This is a genomic window from Synechococcus sp. W60.3, from assembly GCF_047502615.1.
Taxonomy (GTDB): domain Bacteria; phylum Cyanobacteriota; class Cyanobacteriia; order Thermostichales; family Thermostichaceae; genus Thermostichus.
The window spans coordinates 25313-41614 of record NZ_JANSHJ010000012.1 but is presented as its reverse complement, the minus strand read 5'-3'; the positions used below and the strand labels follow the sequence as shown (position 1 = coordinate 41614).

Sequence of the window (16302 nt, the reverse complement as noted above, 5' to 3'; positions counted from 1 at the left end):
GGGGCTTGCGGCGGTGCGTCTGGCTGGCCGGAGTTACTCCTCTATTTGCCAGGGATCCTGCGCCAACTCCTCGTCGAAGATGCGGGGGGGACGCACCGCCATCAGCACTTGGCCCAGCAGGGGAGAGGGGGGCGAATCCTCTATCCACTCCACCGCCACAGCTCCCCCTCGATCCACCAGGAAAACCCCTGCCCTCCCTTCCCAGGTGCGAACGGCGCGATCCGCTACCAGCAAAATCGGATCCTGTTCTTCTTCAGGGGCCACCGGCCAGCCCAACAGGGATCCCAGCAAACCATTGTCCACCTGCAGGGCGACTGGGTCGGCGGCCCTTTGAATGGCCGGCCAAGCGGGCAAGGCCATCCACGTCTGCCCAGCCACGCTGGTGACCCAACCAAAAAGGCCTTGAGGCTCAACGGCAGGGATCTGCTCCCAGGTGGCGGTAGAAAGAGGCAGGGATCCGGCCACCGGCAGCAGACGGGGCAGATCCTCTTCCGGGCGAAACACCGAAAGCCTGGGCAACGGCTTGCGCTGGGGTTGAGAGCCGGGAGCCAACGTCGACAAGAGCCGCTCAACCTGTTGGCGGGCTGTTTCGCTGTGGGCATACTGAAAGGCGCGGCCAATGGCCCGGGTTCGCTCCTGGAGATCGCGGGTTTCCTGGGCAGTTTTCCAGGCTTGGTAAGCCACCGCATCGCCGGGGTGATCCGTGAACCCTTCCGGGAGCTGCCGCAGTTGGGCATAGTTTTTCACAGCCCGGGCGATCTCGTGGGCCTCATCGGCACCCAGGTTGCGGCTGACAACCAGCTCCGCCACCCGGACGCGATCCTGAGGCGAGAGGATGCGCAACTCGTAGAGAATATCGCTGCCTTTGTGGGCAAAGTGCTCCAAAACGGCTGAGCTGGCTCCTGCTTTCGCCATTCCTTCGTAAACCTGGGCGGCGACAACGATCTGGTTTTGGTGGGCGGGCTCAAACCCGGTCGCCTCGAAGATGGCCTGGGGAGTCATTTTCTGTCGTTGCAAGCTTTGGCAGGCCTTTGCCCAATCCAGCCACCCCCCCTCTTTGCGCTGCAGCCGGCCCATCAACAGGCTGGGATCCTCCTCCGGGGCAGTGGGTTCCGGCAAATGCTGACTCATGGCCAGGCTTCCTCCGCAACGACAATAGCCCAAAATGAACGCATACAGAACCAACCCATCCAATACAGTAAACTACCCCATGGCTATAGCTTGCTTCCGCGAAGCGGTAGCCGGGGGCTTTGGGAAATCCTGTAGCCGGCAAGCCAGCCGCGGATCCCTGGGCTGGTTGATAAGGGCAGCCTCAAATAACATAGGCCTACGGCCCACTAACGCGGGGGGCAGCGTTGGAGCTCGCATCCCCTTCCCGCCCACGTGCAAGAGTGACCCCGCAACCGCTGGCCAACCTGCAAACACAAAAGGATAGCTCGGTAGCCTCGTACTTTAGGGCGGGGCGGAAAAGCCCGTAGGCAACTTGAGTTGCTCATAATGGTATCGTTGTTACCGAGGCGTGCCGTTCCCAGGCAAGCACCTCATCACGATGAAAAACTCGACCGGTGGCCAGCGTCTGGGAGATGCCAACGTCTCAGCCAACCTGCAAGGACTCTGCCCCCTGACGCGATCAGAAAAGTCAGCAGAACCTTGGGGCCTTGCCTCAAGGAACTGTCTAGCTAGAGGCGCTTTGGCAGCGCCTTTACGAGCCCGTTTGTGAACTACGTTAAGCATCCCCCGCCTTCCGGCGGAGGGAGTGTCAATTGCTCTCGGCGCTCTCTCGGCACTCGCCCTCCGTCACCTGAATTCGATGAAGTAGCCGCGCCTTTTCCCCTCCCCTGACCCCCCATCCAGATCCAAAGGGATCCCTCTCCCGCCATACCAGAAGATGAACTGGGGTGGGCAAAGCAAACTAGCTCATGCTGACCCGGCTGCGGTCATAGGTGAGACGGAAGGTGGGATGCACCTTTCCTTGGATGCGGTTCCAGAAGTTGCGCACATTGGCCTGCAGGCCAACCCGCTCCGTGCCACGCACCAACATGGCTTGCTGACGAACCCGAATCGCCCGTTGGTGGCCCATCATCAGGCGGCGAGCCAGCTCATCCAGAACGTGAGAACGGCCAGGAGCAGGTGCCTCGGCTGTCTGAACGGTTTGAGCCGGCGCTGCAGCAGCTTCGGAACGATAGGCCGCGCCCCGATAGAGCAGGTCAAGCTTGGTGGGCAAAACCACCGGCTTGCTCAGGTGGCGAAATCGCCAGTCCAGCCCCCGATAGCGACCCCCCACTTTGCCCGGAGAAACAGTCACCGTCGCCGGCGAGTGGGTGTAACCAACGCCACGGTAAGAGAGTTCCATGATCTTCGCCTCCAAACGTATATAGTCTGTATCCACTTCACTTCCTGAGGAGTGACCCGAGATGTCCCGTGGACAGTCCCAAGGGTTGAGGCGCGTTCCTTCGGGATAGCTCCCTACTTCCGTCCTCCGGCTGCCGTCTTGCTCCACGATAAGCCAAACAGCAGGCGAGAGGATGAACGATTTCTTTCTACATTTTGTATTATAAGCTACGGTTTTGAGGTATTGCCACCAACTTTTAACGAAAATTTCCACTGATCCTCCCTTTGGCTGGCCAAGAACCCAGCCTGAATGAGGCGGGATCCCCTGCGGGAGCCGGTTTGCAGCGCTTTGGGTTGGGCCCAGCCTTCCACTCTGTCCGCAGGGCCGAAGAAAGCATTATCGTGGAAGAATCCTCAGGATTGGCTACAAAAGTTCATACTCCTGGTGGGGTGTCTCTGTGCAGGAAGACTTTCGCCTGATTCTGGACATCGTGACAGTGTTGGCGGCAGCGGCGGCGGGTGGTTTTCTGGCAGCGCTGCTGAGGCAGCCGGTGTTGCTTGGGTACCTGCTGGCAGGGATCCTGGTGGGACCAACGGGGCTGGGGTGGATCAAGGAGTTGGTGCAGGTGGAAACCCTGGCCCAGTTTGGGGTGACCTTTTTGCTGTTCAGCCTGGGAGTGGAGTTTTCCCTCAAAGAGTTGCGCCAGGTGCGGGGGATCGCCATTGGCGGCGGCGCTTTGCAGATCGGCCTGACCATCGCGATCACGGCGGCGCTGGCAGTGGCCAGCGGCTGGCTGACGCCGGTGCAGGGGATCTTCCTGGGGGCAGTGCTCTCTTTGTCTTCCACAGCGGTGGTGCTCAAAAGCCTCACCGAGACCAACCAGATGGGCACGCCCCAGGCTCACGCCATGCTGGGGATCTTGATTGTGCAGGATCTGGCGGTGGGGCTGATGCTAGCGGTGTTGCCGGCTTTGGATTGTCCTTTGCCGGAGCTGGCGGGATCCCTGGCCAAGGCGCTGGCGGAGATTGGCCTGGTGGGGGGGGGGGGGTGGGCGGGACGTGGCTGGTGCCCGCTTTCCTGCGCCTTTTGGCGCAGCAGGAGAGCAAGGAGGTGTTTTTGTTGGGGGTGATCAGCCTCTGCGTGGGGATTGCCCTGTTGACAGAGCGGCTGGGCATTTCCAGCGAGATCGGGGCCTTCCTGGCCGGGCTGATGATCTCAGAAGTGGAATACGCCGACCAGACCCTGGCCTATGTGGAGCCGCTGCGGGATGTGTTTGCCGCCCTCTTTTTTGCCGCCATCGGCATGCTCATCGATCCCAGCTTTATCGCTGCCCACCTGCCCTTAATCTTAGGGTTAGTGGGGCTGGTGATGGTGGGCAAGTTTTGCCTGGTGGCCCCTTTGGCCGGTCTGTTCGGCTACCCGCTCCCCTCAGCGGTGTTGGTGGGGCTGGGCCTCTCGCAGATCGGCGAGTTCTCCTTTGTCCTGGCCAGCGAAGGGCAAGCGCTGGGGCTGGTGTCGCGGCAACTGTATTTGCTCGTCGTCAGCACCACCGCCGTTACCCTGCTGGTCACTCCCCTTCTGCTCAGGGGCGCGCCGCGGCTGCTGGCAAAATTACAAGGGATCCCTTTCTTTGCCCGTTGGCTGGAAGCGAGCGAGCGGCCCCGCGCCCTGTCCCCCGACGCTCCCCAACAGGATCACGTGGTGGTGTGCGGCTATGGACAGGTGGGGCAGGACATCGTGCGCATCCTGGAAGCCCGTCGCCATCCCGTCTTGGTGATCGACCAGTCGGAACGGGTCATCCAACACCTGCGCTCCCGTGGGATCCCCTATCTCTACGGCAATGCCGCCAGCGCCCCGGTGCTGGAGAAAGCTGGCCTGCCCCGCGCCCGCGCCCTGGTGATCGCCCTGCCGGATCGCCTGAGCATGCGCCTTTGCCTGAAACGGGCGCTGGAACTGGCGCCCCACCTGGATGTGGTGGTGCGGGCCACCCATGAAGAGGACATCGAACAGCTCTATCAGTTGGGGGCCAGGGAAGTCGTCCACCCGGAATTTGAGGCCAGCCTGGGCTTGTGCAGCCATGTGCTGCTGAAGCTGGACGAGCCCCTGGAGGTCATCCAGCAGGAGATTCTGGCCATCCGCAGCAGCCACTACCGCGATTTGCGCCCTCCTTACCCCAGTTGTCTGATCCCCACCCCCGTGAGTTGGCCGGCGCAGCCCCCATCCCCGCCGCTCCTCGGCCATGCCAACGGCAGCCGCGACAGCGGCCCACCCGAGCCTGCGACCGCCTGGTGGGAGCACTGGCAGCGCCCTGTACAGCCGGAATGGGCAGGGATCTCGGGCTCGGCTGAGTAGATAGAGACAAAACCCCTCTCAGGGGAGCTAACCAGGATAGGGGATCCGCAGGAGCTGGTTGACCGGTGGGTGAGCCACCTGCACCTGTTTGCCGTCCGGCCACTGGATCTGGATGGCTTCTACTGCCGACTCGGATCCCAGGCCAAAATGGGCCACCGGCTCCATCTGGCAGAGGTAGCCGCTGCCGGCGTCGATGGGTCGGATCTGCGTGCGGGTAGAGGTAACCAGGCGTACCAAGGCGCCGCGGGCTGGGGATCCCTGGCGGGTGAGGGGCAGAACTCTCAGCCAGTTGTTGCCAGGGGCCAGCGGACGGTAGAAGCTCAGGGGCTGGGCGCCCGATTCTCCGTGGGCAACGAGCAGCTCTAGGCAACCGTCCCCATCCACATCCGCCACCGCCGCTCCCGTCCCCAGTCCCTGCGGCTCGACAGCATCTCCCATGTCGATAGCCTGCCAGCAGCCGGAGCGCCAGCCAAACAGCCGGTTGGGCTCGCCGATGTTGTTAAAAAACAGCTCTGGGTAACCGTCGTTGTCGAAGTCGGCAGCGATCACCGTGCGGATGCGGGAGGGCCTGGCCAGCTCGGGAGGGGCCACATTTTTGAAGACGCCGCTGGAAGTTTGGATCCAGAGGCGATGCGGCCCTTCCCAGTTGCCGTACACCAGATCCAACCGCCCGTCCCCATCCAGATCCACCGCTGCCACCCCCCGTCCGTGCTCGCCGGGATCCGCCAACCCCACCTCGGCGGCAATTTCCTCAAAGGTGCCATCCCCGCGGTTGCGAAACAAAAAGTTGGGCCCCTGCTCGTTGACGGCAAAAATGTCCATCCGCTGGGAAACCAGGGGCACGGCCACCAGCCCCCGCCCTCCCGTTACCCGGGTTACCCCCGCCTCTGGCGCCACATCGGCGATCATCTGGCCGGCGGACAGCTCGTAAAGGCGCATGGGGCCGCCATAGTTGGCCACGAAAAACCCGTACCGCCCCTGGCCAAAGCGATCCACGCAGGCCACCGAGCGACCTGCCGTCAAGTTGAGGGCATCTTGGTTGTGGGGCAGAGAGAACAGATCCACCCAACGGGATCCCTGCCAGTCGAAGAGGCGATCCCCAAAGCGCTTGCGCCCGCCGAAGGTATCAGTATTCAAGACGTAGAGTTCTTCTTGCCCGTCGCCGTCGAAGTCGCCGGCAGCCACCCCAATGGCCATCCGCCCTGCATCGGCCAGAGTATCGTCCACCAAATCCACCAGCGCCTGGCCGTTCCACTTCAAAACCCGATTCGGGCCGCCGAAGCCGCACACAAACAGCTCAAAAGCCCCGTCCCGATCCACATCGCAAATGGCAACTCCATAGGAAAAAGCAGGCGGGTTGAACTGGATGAGGGAGCTGCAATCTTGGAACATGGGGATCCCGTCGTAGGAGAGGCAGGAACTGGTGGGGCTCCAGACTCTAATGGTATGCTAGATCCTCGCTGTCGCTTCCCTTTCAACCATGCCACGCATCAAATCTGCCATCAAGCGCGTCAAGATTGCGGAGCGAAATCGCCTGCGCAACAAAGCTACCAAAGCCATGGTGCGCGCGCTGATGAAAAAAGTCATTTCTCTCTCCTCTGCTTACGCCGCCAACCCCCAACCGGAAACCCTGCAGGAGATTCAAGCGGCGATGAGCGCTGCCTTTAGCCGCATCGACAAAGCGGCCAAAACAGGGGTTCTCCACAAAAACACAGCCGCCCGTCGGAAGGCGCGTTTGTCTCGGATCGTGCAACGATCCCTGGCCGCCACAAGTGCCTCCTAAGACAGGGTCTTGGACGGGCAGGGCCCAAAGGTCTCTACTGCTGCCCCGGAAGCAAGCTTGAGCATTTGCTTACCGAGCTTTTGTTTGACACTCCCACCCAGGGGATTCTTACGCAGCCCAAAATGAACTCGTAAAGGCGCTGTCAAGACGCCCCCAGACAGTCTTTTGAGGCATAACCTCAAAGTTCTGCTTGCTTCGGATCTGTCTGGTTGCGCCGCTGTTGGTTGACACGCTTCTGGATCCCCCGCCCCCACACCCCCCGTATACGGGGGGATGGACCTACATACCTGCACAGCCAAGTTGCTGGACAGCCCAAACCGTGCATGGATTTCGCGGTCACTCAGAGACTGAAGCTGAAGAGCGTTGGTTATCTTCTCTGGCGTGTTTTGGTTGACAGGCCTGGGCAAAGGCATCCAAAGTTGCATCCAGCTTTGTGGCTTGCGAGGCAGATACCTTGAGCTTGCAGAAGACAGTCAGGACTTGGGTCATGCAGGTTATATTAGGCGCTATCCCTCCCCACCGTATAGACGATGGGGAATCCCGCGCGTTTTCTTGAAATAGAACTGACCGCGCGGCCACTGTCGGTGGCGGAAGCAATGCGGGAAATCCGGGATCCTGTATCGGCCATGGCCCAGAAGCTGCCGATGCTTTTGGCCGTAGAGGTGCCCAGGGGAGATTCTACTGTCTCAGAGTCGGGGGATTTCTCCTGGGAAGCGATCAACACCGCCGCTTCCCCACCCTGCCGGGCTACCGCTGGAGTGGAAGGTTCCAGCGTGGGCTGAGAGGCTTCTGCTGGGCAGGTGAAAGATGACTGCGGCGGCCTCTTGCCAGGGGAGGTTTGTGGGGCCTTGCCTGTCCTGACGGCAGGGGGTACGGGAGGAGCCTTGCCGGCGATCTTTCCCCATAAAGCCTGGAGGAGTTGCCACATGGCTAAGTTGGCTCCTGAGCGAAAGGGCAGCGAGGGATGGTGCTATCCTGCCATGCTCTGACCTGAGAATCCACCCCCTCTGCAAGCCTTGCTAGGGCAAAGTCATAACGAGTATGATTAAGGAGCTTACCTAGGGAGAGAATTCACCATGGCGCAAATTCGCGAGATTCCCTTGGCCCAAATTCGTCGCCCCTTGCCGCGGCAGACGGATCCGGAGAAGGTGCGGGCACTGATGGCTTCCATCGAAGCAATCGGGCTGCAGGAGCCGATCGAGGTTTTGGAAGTGGAGGGAGAGTACTACGGGTTCTCGGGCTGCCACCGCTACGAGGCATTTGTCCGCTTGGGTAGGGAGCGGATTCCTTGCCGGGTGCGCAAGGCAACGCCTGCCGTCTTAAGACTCCACCTAGCCTAGAAGGGATCCCTCTCTCCCAACCTATTTTTTGTCGCTCGACTCTTCCCGGGGGATGTAGCCCCGTTCGTAGGCAAAGCGCACCAGTTGGGAGCGATTTTCCAGAGAGAGCTTGCTGAGAATGTTGGTCAAGTGGGTCTGCACGGTACGCGGACTGATGAACAGCTTCTCGCCAATTTGCTTGTTGGTGAGGCCGCGGATCACTTCCCGGAACACCCGCTCTTCGGCAGGGGTGAGGAGGAGATCTGCCAAGGTGGGACGGGGGGCAGCTTCAGCTTTGGCCTGGGTCTGCTGCTGGATTAGGCGCAGAATCTCCAACTGGGTGCGGCGGGCTCGTTCGATTTGCGCCTCGATCTTGGCCACCAGCTCCAGCGGCTCGAAGGGCTTGATGATGTAGTCGTCGGCTCCCCACTCGTAGCCCTGAACGCGGTCATCCAGCTCGCTGCGAGAGGAGAGGAAGATGAAAGGAACGAGTTCGCCGCCCCGCTGTTGGCGCAGTTGGCGGCAAAACTCGAAGCCATCCATTTCCGGCATCACCACATCCGATACCACCACATCCGGCTGCTCTTGGGCAAACAGGCGCAACCCTTCTACACCCGAAGCGCCTGTACAAACCCGATAGCCGTGCTGGGTGAGGTGGCGGCTCAGCACCTTTAAGGAGAGGGGATCGTCATCTACGACCAATACGCGCTTCATGATGACCGGGGAGAGGCTGTTGAGGAATGGTTGAGGCGTAACAGAGGGATGACTTGAGGGCAGTGTTCAACCCTTGCCGCAAGATTGAAGTTTAGACAGGGATACTGGCAGTCAACTATAGATAGATCCTTGCCCCATGATAGTTTCGGAAGCGGTCTGGCTGCCGGCTCAGGCGGACTGGGCCTAAGCTCCCATCCCGGAGTAGTGTTGCAAACCCTTGCGCCACAGCCAGCGGTTGACCAGCCAAAACAGAACCAGCCAGGCCAGGCCCATGGCAAAACCGCGCGGGATATCTTGCGGGATCCCCACCCAGAGGCTGGCGGGAAAATGCACCAAGTAGGGAAAGGGCGTCCAGGCCAAGGCCTGACGCACCGCCGGCGGAAACACCTCCAGAGGGGCGATCACCCCTGAGAGAAATAGGTACACCAAAAAGTGGAATTGCTCCAAGGCCGATATTCGCTCCACCCAAAAGGCCAGCAGCGCCAGGGTGTACTGCATGAGAAAGCGCAGGGCAAACGCCAACAAAATGGCCAGGGATCCCAGCGCCACTTGTTGCCAAGACGGGATCCAAAAAGCGCGGGGGTAGAGCAGGAAAAAGAGGGCAATCAAAGCCACGGTAAAGGGGAGGCGGGCCAGGCGTTCCATCAGGTGGCTGGCCACATGGTGCCAAGCGGGATCCAGAGGCTGCAACAGAAGGGGCGAGAGTCTTCCCTCCACCACCTCCCGCTCAAAGTCCCAGATTACCCAGATGATGCTGAACTGGCGCACCAGGAACACGGCCAGGAAATAGCGGATGAACTCTAGGGAAGACAGCGAGAAATCTCCTGAACGGGCCGCCTCGCTCCAGAGCCCCATCATGATCAAGGGCAGGGATCCGGCCAAGGCCCACAGGAGCAGCTCCGCCCGGTACTCCAGCATGTAGGCGTAGTAGGCGGCAAAGAGCGCGCTCAGCTTGCGAAAAAAGGCGTTCATTGAGGTTCTGAAGGGGCAAGGGGGTACAAGGTGGGCAACAGGCTGGCCAAATTGACCACCGCCCCCACCACGACAATGGCGGGCGGCGCCGCAGGCGAGGGCTGACCGGCCAGAGACTCCAAACGGAGCAGATGAATCTCTTGCTCCGGGGTGGTGCCCCAGCGGATCAAGGCGACTGGGGTAGCGGGATCTTTTCCTCCCGCTAACAATTCGGCAGCGATGTAGCCGAGGTTGTGCATGCCCATGTAGATCACCAAGGTTTCTACGGCCTCGGCTAGGGCACGCCAATTGACCTGGGGGCGGTATTTGCCTGCCGCCTCGTGGCCAGTAACAAAAGCAACCGAGGAGCTGAGGTCGCGATGGGTGAGGGGGATCCCGGCATAGGCGCTGGCGGCCATGCCCGCTGTAATTCCCGGCACCACCTCCACCGGGATCCCGGCCTGCACCAGGGCCAGCATCTCCTCTCCCCCCCGCCCAAACATGAAGGGATCCCCGCCCTTGAGGCGCACCACCACGGCTGCCGTCTGGGCTTTCTCGATCAGCAAGGCGGTGATCTGTTCCTGAGGAAGGGTGTGGGCGCCGCAGTGTTTGCCGGCGTAGATCCGCTCTGCTGTGGGCGGGATCAAATCCAAAATGGGGGATCCCACCAGGGCATCGTAGATGACCACGTCCGCATGGGCGAGCAGGGCCTTGCCCTTCACCGTCAGCAGTCCCGGATCCCCAGGTCCTGCCCCCACCAGATACACTTTGCCCATCCTGTCTCCCAACAGCCTCTTGGAAAGATCCATCTTGCTTAAGCAAGACGGCTTTGACCAGCCCATCTAGCGAGAACAGGCCGTCCGCACCGTCTCAACAATGGCCTGCAGCAGTTGAGGATCGCGCCAGAGGGGTGGCTCCACCTGGATTTGGAGCAGAGGCCATTCCCGCTGTAATCGCTGAGCCTGTTCTTGTAGGGCGCGCAGCAGACCGCCTGGAAAGAGAAAAAACGGCAGCACCCGTAGACGGCACTGGCTAAGGCGCAAGCAATGGATCACGACCGCTTCTAAGGTGGGGGACTGGGCAGCAAAAGCCACATGCAAGGGGATCTCGGGCAAGCGCCGTTGCACAGTTTGGATCCCTGCTTGGAGCTGGGCGGCAAACCCCGGCAGACGGCTGCCATGGCCAAACAGGATCCAGCCGTGGGTCAGTTCCCCCAACCGCTGCGCCGCTGCCACCCGCGCTGCCACCAGATCAAGCAGGGCTGGATGCTGGCCAATCGGCGGTGTCAACAGCAGCTTCAGGTGCGGCCAGCGAGCTTGAACCTGCTCCAGGGCAGCCGGCAAGTCCTCCTCCACATGGGATCCCCCGCCCATAAACAGCGACAGCAGCACCACCGGCCCCTCCAGGCGGGCTGTCAGGTGTCTGTGAATCTGCTCCGCCAGGCTCAGAGGCTGACCTTCCAACTGGGCCAGCTCCACCGGTTGAGGAGCCAGCCGCTGCCGCACCCGGGCCAGCAAATCCGCCGCCGCTTGCTGGTATTCGGGATCCCGGCTGCCGTGACAAACCAAAAACACCAGCGGGGCTGAGGACATGGCAGCAGTCAGGGATCCAGACGCAACTGTTCTATTTTGCTACTTGGAAAGGTTCCGGCAACGTCTCGCGCCGCATCTGCGCGTATGATTTGATAAAGTACACACCTCCTTTTCAGACTCGTCGGCCCTTTCCCAGGATTTCATGTCATTTGAGAATCGTTCTACCACCCCCGAACTGTTGATCCATGTCTTGCGGGAGGGGTTGACCGAATCCATCCATCATTGCCAAGCGGTCGTGGCCGATAGCCGCGGGCGATCCCTGGCCATGGCCGGCAAGAGCACCACCCCTGTTTTTGCCCGTTCTGCGCTCAAACCCTTCCAAGCGCTGGCCATGCTCTCCACCGGCATCCGCGAGCGCTATCGCCTCAGCGAGAAAGACATCGCCATTATGTGCGCCTCCCATCAGGGCACCACGGCCCATGCGCGGCAGGTGTTCAGCATGCTCTGGCGGGCCGATCTGTCTCCCGATTTGCTGGTCTGCCCCACCCCACCCGGCAAGCCCAGCCCCCTGTGCCACAACTGCTCCGGCAAACATGCCGGCATGCTCCTGGCCAGCCGCGCTCAGAACTGGACTCTGCAGGACTACGCCCAGCGGCAACACCCCGTCCAGGCCCTGGTGCGGGCCAAGTTGGCCGACTTGTTGCAAATGCCCTCAGAAGAGTTTTTGTTTGCTCGTGACGACTGTGGCGTGCCCACCTACCAGCTACAACTCAACCACCTGGCTTCCCTATATGCCCAACTGACCGCCGGCGAGCGGCCGGACTTGGAGGCCATCGCCCGCGCCATGACCCACCACCCCGAAATGGTGGCTGGTGAGGGATGTTTCGACACCGAATTGATGCGGGCCACCCAGGGAGAGTTGGTCAGCAAGTCCGGCGCCGAAGGGATCCAGTGCATCGGGCGCGTCGGAGAGGGGATGGGCCTGGCCATCAAGGTACAAGACGGGGCCGCGCGGGCCAAATATGCCCTGGCCCTGCACCTGCTGCAGCGCATGGGCTGGATCCAACCGGCTGCCGCCGAGATGCTGGGGGAACGCTTCCTCGCCGTCGGCCCCTACACCCGCCTGGAGGTGGAAGGGGAGCTGCGCATGCCTTGAGCAACCCAACGGGGGCTGAGTCTTGCATCTCATTCCCTGGCAGTGTTACTTTGTTGAAAAACTGGAAGAGCAATGATTGAGGAGGCTTTCAAAGCTCTCGACGGCGAGCTGGCCAGCTTGGTTGAGCTAACTAAGAAAGTGACGAAAGCGGTAGGCAGCGCTCAAGCTGCTAGCAGAAGGGGAGATCTCCAAGCAGTAAACCGCCAGGTGGAAAGCTGCGGCTCTGCCTTGAACACAGCTCTCTCCCAAGCGGAGCTGGTGAGGCGAGCTCTTGAACAAGCCCAGCAAGTTTTGTCCACCCCCTCCCTCGAAGACCTGGCCCGCGAAGTGGGGGAACGGGTAGGCCAGCCCTGGCTTCCTACCGAGAATCCCAACATTTTTGTGGCCTTTCCTGTCTCAGTGCACTTTGCCAGAGAGCGGATACGTATTGACCGCAAGATTTTCCGATCCCAGCGGCCCAGTGCTATTGCTGAAGCAATCAAGCGAGCAAGAGGCGGCAAGAGCAAAGAGACTGATCCCCAGGCTGTCCTTCAGCTCATTTGGAAGGCGGCAAGAATTGCGGCAGGCTACCTGAGAAAGTGTGTGGAGCAGCTACCTAACTCCATAAGCGTAGCTGCGCGAGATGTCTTTGAGGTTCTCCACCTCAATAACTCAGACTACACAGAAGTAGAATTTACCCGACATCTTTACCTTCTAGATCGAAGCCCAATCAACAATGTGGATGGCTATCGCTTGATCTTCTCTGCATCTACAGGCACTCGCTCAGGTCGCTGCTATCGCATTCGCGATGAACGCGGTGAGGAACATATTTACTATCTTTTGGAGTTTGAGCGTCTATGAGTGGGGAAACCCATAGTTGTCTACAGCTTGATTTATGGCTGCGTTGTCTTGAGAAAGACTACCTGAGATCCTTCATACCTGAGGGCGGTGCAACCGTCAAGCTAGCTGTCGTCCCAAGAGATTCCTACTCCCGCCTCTACAAATCTCTTCGGGAAAAGCTATCCCCTCCTTCTTTTCAGCTTTTTGATCTAACCGAAGAGTGCATCAATCTACATTCAATTGAGAATTTTTGGTTTGCCCTTGCTCAGAGGGTAGACTGGGAATCTTTTGCCAGAGAACTGCGCTATAGCATTCTCAAAAAAGTTGGATATCCCCTCAGCTCAGAACCTCAGGACTGTACTTTAGAGGAACTGGCAGAGTTTTACCAAGTCGAGGCCCGCGAGATTAACATACAGTTCCAGCGAGAAATCAAGAGGCTGATTTTTCAGGACTACTCTCTGGCTCTCGACTTTCGCAAGGCTATTTCCCGTCTTATCTACGAGCCTCTCCAAAGTCCAGGCACTCTAGAAGGTTTGTGCCTTGCGGTTCAGGAGTGGCTCAAAGGCACGCTGAAATCTATTAGTCAAGTGCGTGGAGCAGCTATTCTTCGAAGGATTGATAGGACAAACTCCAGAGAGATCCTACTTTCTTTTCTGAGACTTTTTACACGCCAGTTCGGTTCTACGGCAATCCTTGTCAGTCTGTTTCATTACTACGAGCGAAGAGAAAGTGGACGTCCAATCTTTACCCGTAGGCAAATCATCGATCTCTATGAAACCTTGCGAGAGTTTATCGATGCAGACAGTAAGCTTGAGAAAACAGCCATAATCTTCATGGCCCCTCCAGAGTTCATTGAATCAGAACTTTTGTCCTACCATAAGTACCGAGCCTTGCAAACTCGAATCCAGAACGAGGTATATTCCTCCAAGTATCCCAATCCTTGTACAACTATGGTTCAACTTCAATGAGCGCATCACTTGTAGCCCGACGAGCGATTGAAGCGCTGCGAAACGGTGTTCCCAATCCATTTGCAGTTGCAGAACTTGGCTCCTGGCAACAAGAGGTCGAAGAGAAGTTTTGGGAATTATGCAACGCCCCCAGCTTAGAGCCTGGGGGGATGCTCGTGAAGGGGGACTTCGGAACTGGTAAGTCTCATCTTCTACTAACTCTGCAGGAAAAAGCAAAGAAGCAGGGTTTTGCCACCTCGCTGGTTGTCATCTCTAAAGAGCTGCCTCTTGGCAATCCTAGTCGCCTAATTCCCCGCATTCTTGCCGAAATCGAACTCCCTGACATGGCTGAGCGCGGGCTTCAAGGCATTGCAGCTCGTCTGCAGTACAAACAGCCTTCTTTCCAGGAGTTCCAGCTTTCGGTTAACCAATGGCGATTTGGAGAGGGCTGGTGGCCGGCTACTCTAGCTTTACACCAAAGGCTAGAGGGTGACGACGAGAAGTTAGACGCTATTGTCCGCTTTTGGGCTGGTGAACCTACCTTGAGGCTGTCAGAGGTGCGGCAGAGACTTCGGGATCACGGCCTGGCAGGGGCTTACTCCGTCAGCAAGCTACCTCCTGCGGAAAGTCTGCACTGGCAGCGCCTGGCTTTCTCTGCTCAGCTATGTCGGGCCATAGGGCTCAGGGGCTTGGTGGTTTTGGTGGATGAGATCGAGCTGATTGCACAGTACAGCATCCTGCAGCGGGTCAAGTCCTACCGCGTTCTTGGCCACTTGTTTGGCAAGGAAACTTTACCTGAAGAACTAAAAGCAGCTCCGCTAATTCTAGCGGGAGCAGTAACCCGCGACTTTGAGCAGTCTATCTTGCAGGAAAAAGGGGATCGGGAGAAGGCACCTGAGATGGCGCGCCAGAAGCATATTTCTGAAGAAGCTGTAAAAGCGGGCATGGAGGCCATTCAGCAAGCTATCCCCCTCCGTTCCTGTTCGGAAGCTCAGGAGGCCATTCAAGCGATGTTGCACAAGGTGGTGGATCTCTACCAGAAGGCCTACCCTGATTGGGTACGGCCATCACTGTCTGAGCTCCCTCCTCTTTACGGCACAACTACCGTGCGGTCAATTATTCGCCGTTGGATTACTGAGTGGGATGTGCGCCGGTACTACAACCCCACTGGTACAGTTCAGATTGAGGAAGACAAAGCGACTGGACACACCCCTACGGAAGAGATCCAAGAACTGGAAGAGGAAGCTTAAGCAAGCCTAGGTGCTCCTCAAAGTTTTCTGAGTTTAGCTTAATCGGCGGGAAGCCCCGCACTGTATGGGTGAATTGTGTTGACTCAAGAGCCAATCAGTGTCGGGATGAAAGCCGTTCGTGCTTCAGTTGAAGAGATTGAGTTAAATCTCTGGAGAGCTTCCCTGACTGGTTTCCGCCGTGGGTTGCACGGTGGCAGCATGCTGAGACAAGTCAGTGAAGCGTGAAGCCGGTACGCTATCGGTTCGCGCAGCGTGGCGTCACCCATGTTTGAGGGTCGGGAGTCATCCCCCACCTAGTTTGCAGGAACTGCTCAACGCTGAAAGGGATTTTGGTAGGGGTTGGGGTTCTGGCCCTTGTTGCGGTACTTGGGATTGATGGTCAAGGTGCCGGATCCCAGGCCCCGCTGCGCCAGAAACTCCAGGTTGCGGCGGCGCATGGTGGTGTCGTAGTCGTTCTTGACGCGATCTTCCAGGATGGCCACCTGCTGCAACGCGCTCAGCAAAATGGCAGCCGCCTGTTCGGAGGTGTAGCCATTTTGGGAGGCGTAGCGCACGGCAAACTCGTCGGCTGCCACCTGGGCCTTCTGGCCTTTCTCTGCTTTGCGCAAAAGAAACACCGCCGACGCCGCCAAGCCGGCTGCCAAGCCCACGCCCAGGTTATCCCCCATCTGCAACTCCACCAAAATGCCCATGCTGCCGGCCCCGATCAGCGCGGGATACAGCAACAGGGCCGACCAGTTATCCCCCAAGGCCAGCTCGGTGGCCATCACCGCTTCCCGCAAAAAGTAGATCTTTTGTTGGTCAGGGCTCAGCTTCTGCCAGCGGCTGAGGTCAATGGCGAAGCGGGTGTACTTCTGCCAGGGGAAGCGCCAGAGCGGCTGCACAACCCGAGATTGGTCAGGGGTGCCGATCTCGATCTGCACCTCGGGGCGGATCTCCACCGGGAGAAACTGGATCAGGCGATCGAACTCAGAGATAGTGTACATACTGGCACGGCAGAGTCGCGGCTGGAGATGGAGATCATCCCCATAGTAAGGGATCCTAGCTTTTTCTGCAGACTGGTTCCAAGAGAGGCTGTGGCGATGGGATGGCGAGAGCCGGGATCGCTCTGCACCAATCCTTATCATCAACCAGGGATCCCCCCGAC

Annotated in this window: 16 protein-coding genes, 2 pseudogenes and 1 riboswitch; of the genes and pseudogenes, 9 read left to right on the top strand and 9 right to left on the bottom strand. The window is 59.3% G+C overall.

Features of this window, described 5'->3' with window-relative positions; genetic code table 11:
- Positions 1-33: 33 nt before the first annotated feature.
- Positions 34-1131, bottom strand: coding sequence for a RuBisCO accumulation factor 1 (raf1, locus tag NW846_RS06090; protein ID WP_041438181.1), 1098 nt, complete (start codon positions 1129-1131; stop codon positions 34-36).
- A 781-nt stretch (positions 1132-1912) separates the two neighbouring features.
- A complete protein-coding gene (locus NW846_RS06085) occupies positions 1913-2353 on the bottom strand; it encodes a DUF4278 domain-containing protein (protein ID WP_011429807.1) in 441 nt (146 codons plus the stop codon).
- A gap of 89 nt (positions 2354-2442) precedes the next feature.
- Positions 2443-2534: riboswitch (Glutamine riboswitch) on the bottom strand.
- 255 nt (positions 2535-2789) lie between these two features.
- On the opposite strand from NW846_RS06085, the pseudogene NW846_RS06080 reads away from it, so the two are divergent.
- Both NW846_RS06080 and NW846_RS06075 read left to right on the top strand, forming a co-directional pair.
- A pseudogene (locus tag NW846_RS06080) lies at positions 2790-3853 on the top strand (cation:proton antiporter); the annotation flags it as partial.
- Positions 3845-4684: an NAD-binding protein gene (locus NW846_RS06075; protein ID WP_414515580.1), complete on the top strand. Its 840-nt coding sequence runs from the start codon at positions 3845-3847 to the stop codon at positions 4682-4684. The pseudogene NW846_RS06080 and the gene NW846_RS06075, both read left to right, overlap by 9 nt.
- 27 nt (positions 4685-4711) lie before the next feature.
- Here NW846_RS06075 and NW846_RS06070 read toward each other — a convergent pair whose 3' ends face one another.
- On the bottom strand, positions 4712-6076 hold the full coding sequence (locus NW846_RS06070) for a CRTAC1 family protein (protein ID WP_414515565.1): 1365 nt from the start codon (positions 6074-6076) through the stop codon (positions 4712-4714).
- A gap of 88 nt (positions 6077-6164) precedes the next feature.
- On the opposite strand from NW846_RS06070, the gene rpsT reads away from it, so the two are divergent.
- Positions 6165-6467 (top strand): 30S ribosomal protein S20, encoded by a 303-nt coding sequence (gene rpsT / locus NW846_RS06065; protein ID WP_099812302.1) that lies wholly within the window; start codon positions 6165-6167, stop codon positions 6465-6467.
- A gap of 272 nt (positions 6468-6739) precedes the next feature.
- On the opposite strand, the pseudogene NW846_RS06060 reads toward rpsT, so the two are convergent.
- Positions 6740-6956: pseudogene (locus NW846_RS06060) on the bottom strand (RNA-guided endonuclease TnpB family protein); the annotation flags it as partial.
- Between the two features lie 95 nt (positions 6957-7051).
- Between NW846_RS06060 and NW846_RS06055 the strand changes: the two are divergent.
- Positions 7052-7249, top strand: coding sequence for a hypothetical protein (locus NW846_RS06055; RefSeq protein WP_143597040.1), 198 nt, complete (start codon positions 7052-7054; stop codon positions 7247-7249).
- 294 nt (positions 7250-7543) lie between these two features.
- Positions 7544-7807 (top strand): sulfiredoxin, encoded by a 264-nt coding sequence (locus NW846_RS06050; RefSeq protein ID WP_011429811.1) that lies wholly within the window; start codon positions 7544-7546, stop codon positions 7805-7807.
- A gap of 21 nt (positions 7808-7828) precedes the next feature.
- Here the strand turns inward: NW846_RS06050 and NW846_RS06045 are convergent, their stop codons facing one another.
- The 4 genes from NW846_RS06045 to NW846_RS06030 form a co-directional block, all read right to left on the bottom strand.
- The gene (locus NW846_RS06045; RefSeq protein ID WP_414515563.1) at positions 7829-8500 is read right to left on the bottom strand and encodes a response regulator transcription factor; all 672 of its coding nucleotides are present in this window, start codon (positions 8498-8500) and stop codon (positions 7829-7831) included.
- Positions 8501-8683: 183 nt separating this feature from the next.
- A complete protein-coding gene (locus NW846_RS06040) occupies positions 8684-9472 on the bottom strand; it encodes an ABC transporter permease (RefSeq protein WP_011429813.1) in 789 nt (262 codons plus the stop codon).
- The gene (cobA, locus tag NW846_RS06035; protein WP_099812301.1) at positions 9469-10227 is read right to left on the bottom strand and encodes a uroporphyrinogen-III C-methyltransferase; all 759 of its coding nucleotides are present in this window, start codon (positions 10225-10227) and stop codon (positions 9469-9471) included. Before cobA ends, NW846_RS06040 begins: the two co-directional genes overlap by 4 nt.
- 66 nt (positions 10228-10293) lie before the next feature.
- Positions 10294-11043: a sirohydrochlorin chelatase gene (locus NW846_RS06030; RefSeq protein WP_414515562.1), complete on the bottom strand. Its 750-nt coding sequence runs from the start codon at positions 11041-11043 to the stop codon at positions 10294-10296.
- Between the two features lie 142 nt (positions 11044-11185).
- On the opposite strand from NW846_RS06030, the gene NW846_RS06025 reads away from it, so the two are divergent.
- From NW846_RS06025 to NW846_RS06010, 4 genes are all read left to right on the top strand, one after another.
- On the top strand, positions 11186-12139 hold the full coding sequence (locus tag NW846_RS06025; RefSeq protein WP_011429816.1) for an asparaginase: 954 nt from the start codon (positions 11186-11188) through the stop codon (positions 12137-12139).
- 72 nt (positions 12140-12211) lie between these two features.
- A complete protein-coding gene (locus NW846_RS06020; RefSeq protein WP_414347680.1) occupies positions 12212-12979 on the top strand; it encodes a hypothetical protein in 768 nt (255 codons plus the stop codon).
- Positions 12976-13926 (top strand): hypothetical protein, encoded by a 951-nt coding sequence (locus tag NW846_RS06015; protein WP_414347677.1) that lies wholly within the window; start codon positions 12976-12978, stop codon positions 13924-13926. The genes NW846_RS06020 and NW846_RS06015 overlap by 4 nt, the downstream gene beginning before the upstream one ends.
- Entirely contained in the window at positions 13899-15155 is a 1257-nt protein-coding gene (locus NW846_RS06010) for a BREX system ATP-binding domain-containing protein (protein WP_414347675.1), read from the top strand. The genes NW846_RS06015 and NW846_RS06010 overlap by 28 nt, the downstream gene beginning before the upstream one ends.
- A 311-nt stretch (positions 15156-15466) precedes the next feature.
- On the opposite strand, the gene NW846_RS06005 is transcribed toward NW846_RS06010, so the two are convergent.
- Complete coding sequence (locus tag NW846_RS06005; protein WP_011429819.1) at positions 15467-16141, bottom strand: DUF3318 domain-containing protein; 675 nt, start codon at positions 16139-16141, stop codon at positions 15467-15469.
- Positions 16142-16302 lie beyond the last annotated feature (161 nt).

What these genes read in the sequence shown, in the direction of transcription:
- raf1 (WP_041438181.1), bottom strand. Translation starts at nt 1,131, where the DNA reads ATGAGTCAGCATTTGCCGGAACCCACTGCCCCGGAGGAGGATCCCAGC.
- NW846_RS06085 (WP_011429807.1), bottom strand. Translation starts at nt 2,353, where the DNA reads ATGGAACTCTCTTACCGTGGCGTTGGTTACACCCACTCGCCGGCGACG.
- NW846_RS06070 (WP_414515565.1), bottom strand. Translation starts at nt 6,076, where the DNA reads ATGTTCCAAGATTGCAGCTCCCTCATCCAGTTCAACCCGCCTGCTTTT.
- rpsT (WP_099812302.1), top strand. Translation starts at nt 6,165, where the DNA reads ATGCCACGCATCAAATCTGCCATCAAGCGCGTCAAGATTGCGGAGCGA.
- NW846_RS06050 (WP_011429811.1), top strand. Translation starts at nt 7,544, where the DNA reads ATGGCGCAAATTCGCGAGATTCCCTTGGCCCAAATTCGTCGCCCCTTG.
- NW846_RS06045 (WP_414515563.1), bottom strand. Translation starts at nt 8,500, where the DNA reads ATGAAGCGCGTATTGGTCGTAGATGACGATCCCCTCTCCTTAAAGGTG.
- NW846_RS06040 (WP_011429813.1), bottom strand. Translation starts at nt 9,472, where the DNA reads ATGAACGCCTTTTTTCGCAAGCTGAGCGCGCTCTTTGCCGCCTACTAC.
- cobA (WP_099812301.1), bottom strand. Translation starts at nt 10,227, where the DNA reads ATGGGCAAAGTGTATCTGGTGGGGGCAGGACCTGGGGATCCGGGACTG.
- NW846_RS06030 (WP_414515562.1), bottom strand. Translation starts at nt 11,043, where the DNA reads ATGTCCTCAGCCCCGCTGGTGTTTTTGGTTTGTCACGGCAGCCGGGAT.
- NW846_RS06025 (WP_011429816.1), top strand. Translation starts at nt 11,186, where the DNA reads ATGTCATTTGAGAATCGTTCTACCACCCCCGAACTGTTGATCCATGTC.
- NW846_RS06020 (WP_414347680.1), top strand. Translation starts at nt 12,212, where the DNA reads ATGATTGAGGAGGCTTTCAAAGCTCTCGACGGCGAGCTGGCCAGCTTG.
- NW846_RS06015 (WP_414347677.1), top strand. Translation starts at nt 12,976, where the DNA reads ATGAGTGGGGAAACCCATAGTTGTCTACAGCTTGATTTATGGCTGCGT.
- NW846_RS06005 (WP_011429819.1), bottom strand. Translation starts at nt 16,141, where the DNA reads ATGTACACTATCTCTGAGTTCGATCGCCTGATCCAGTTTCTCCCGGTG.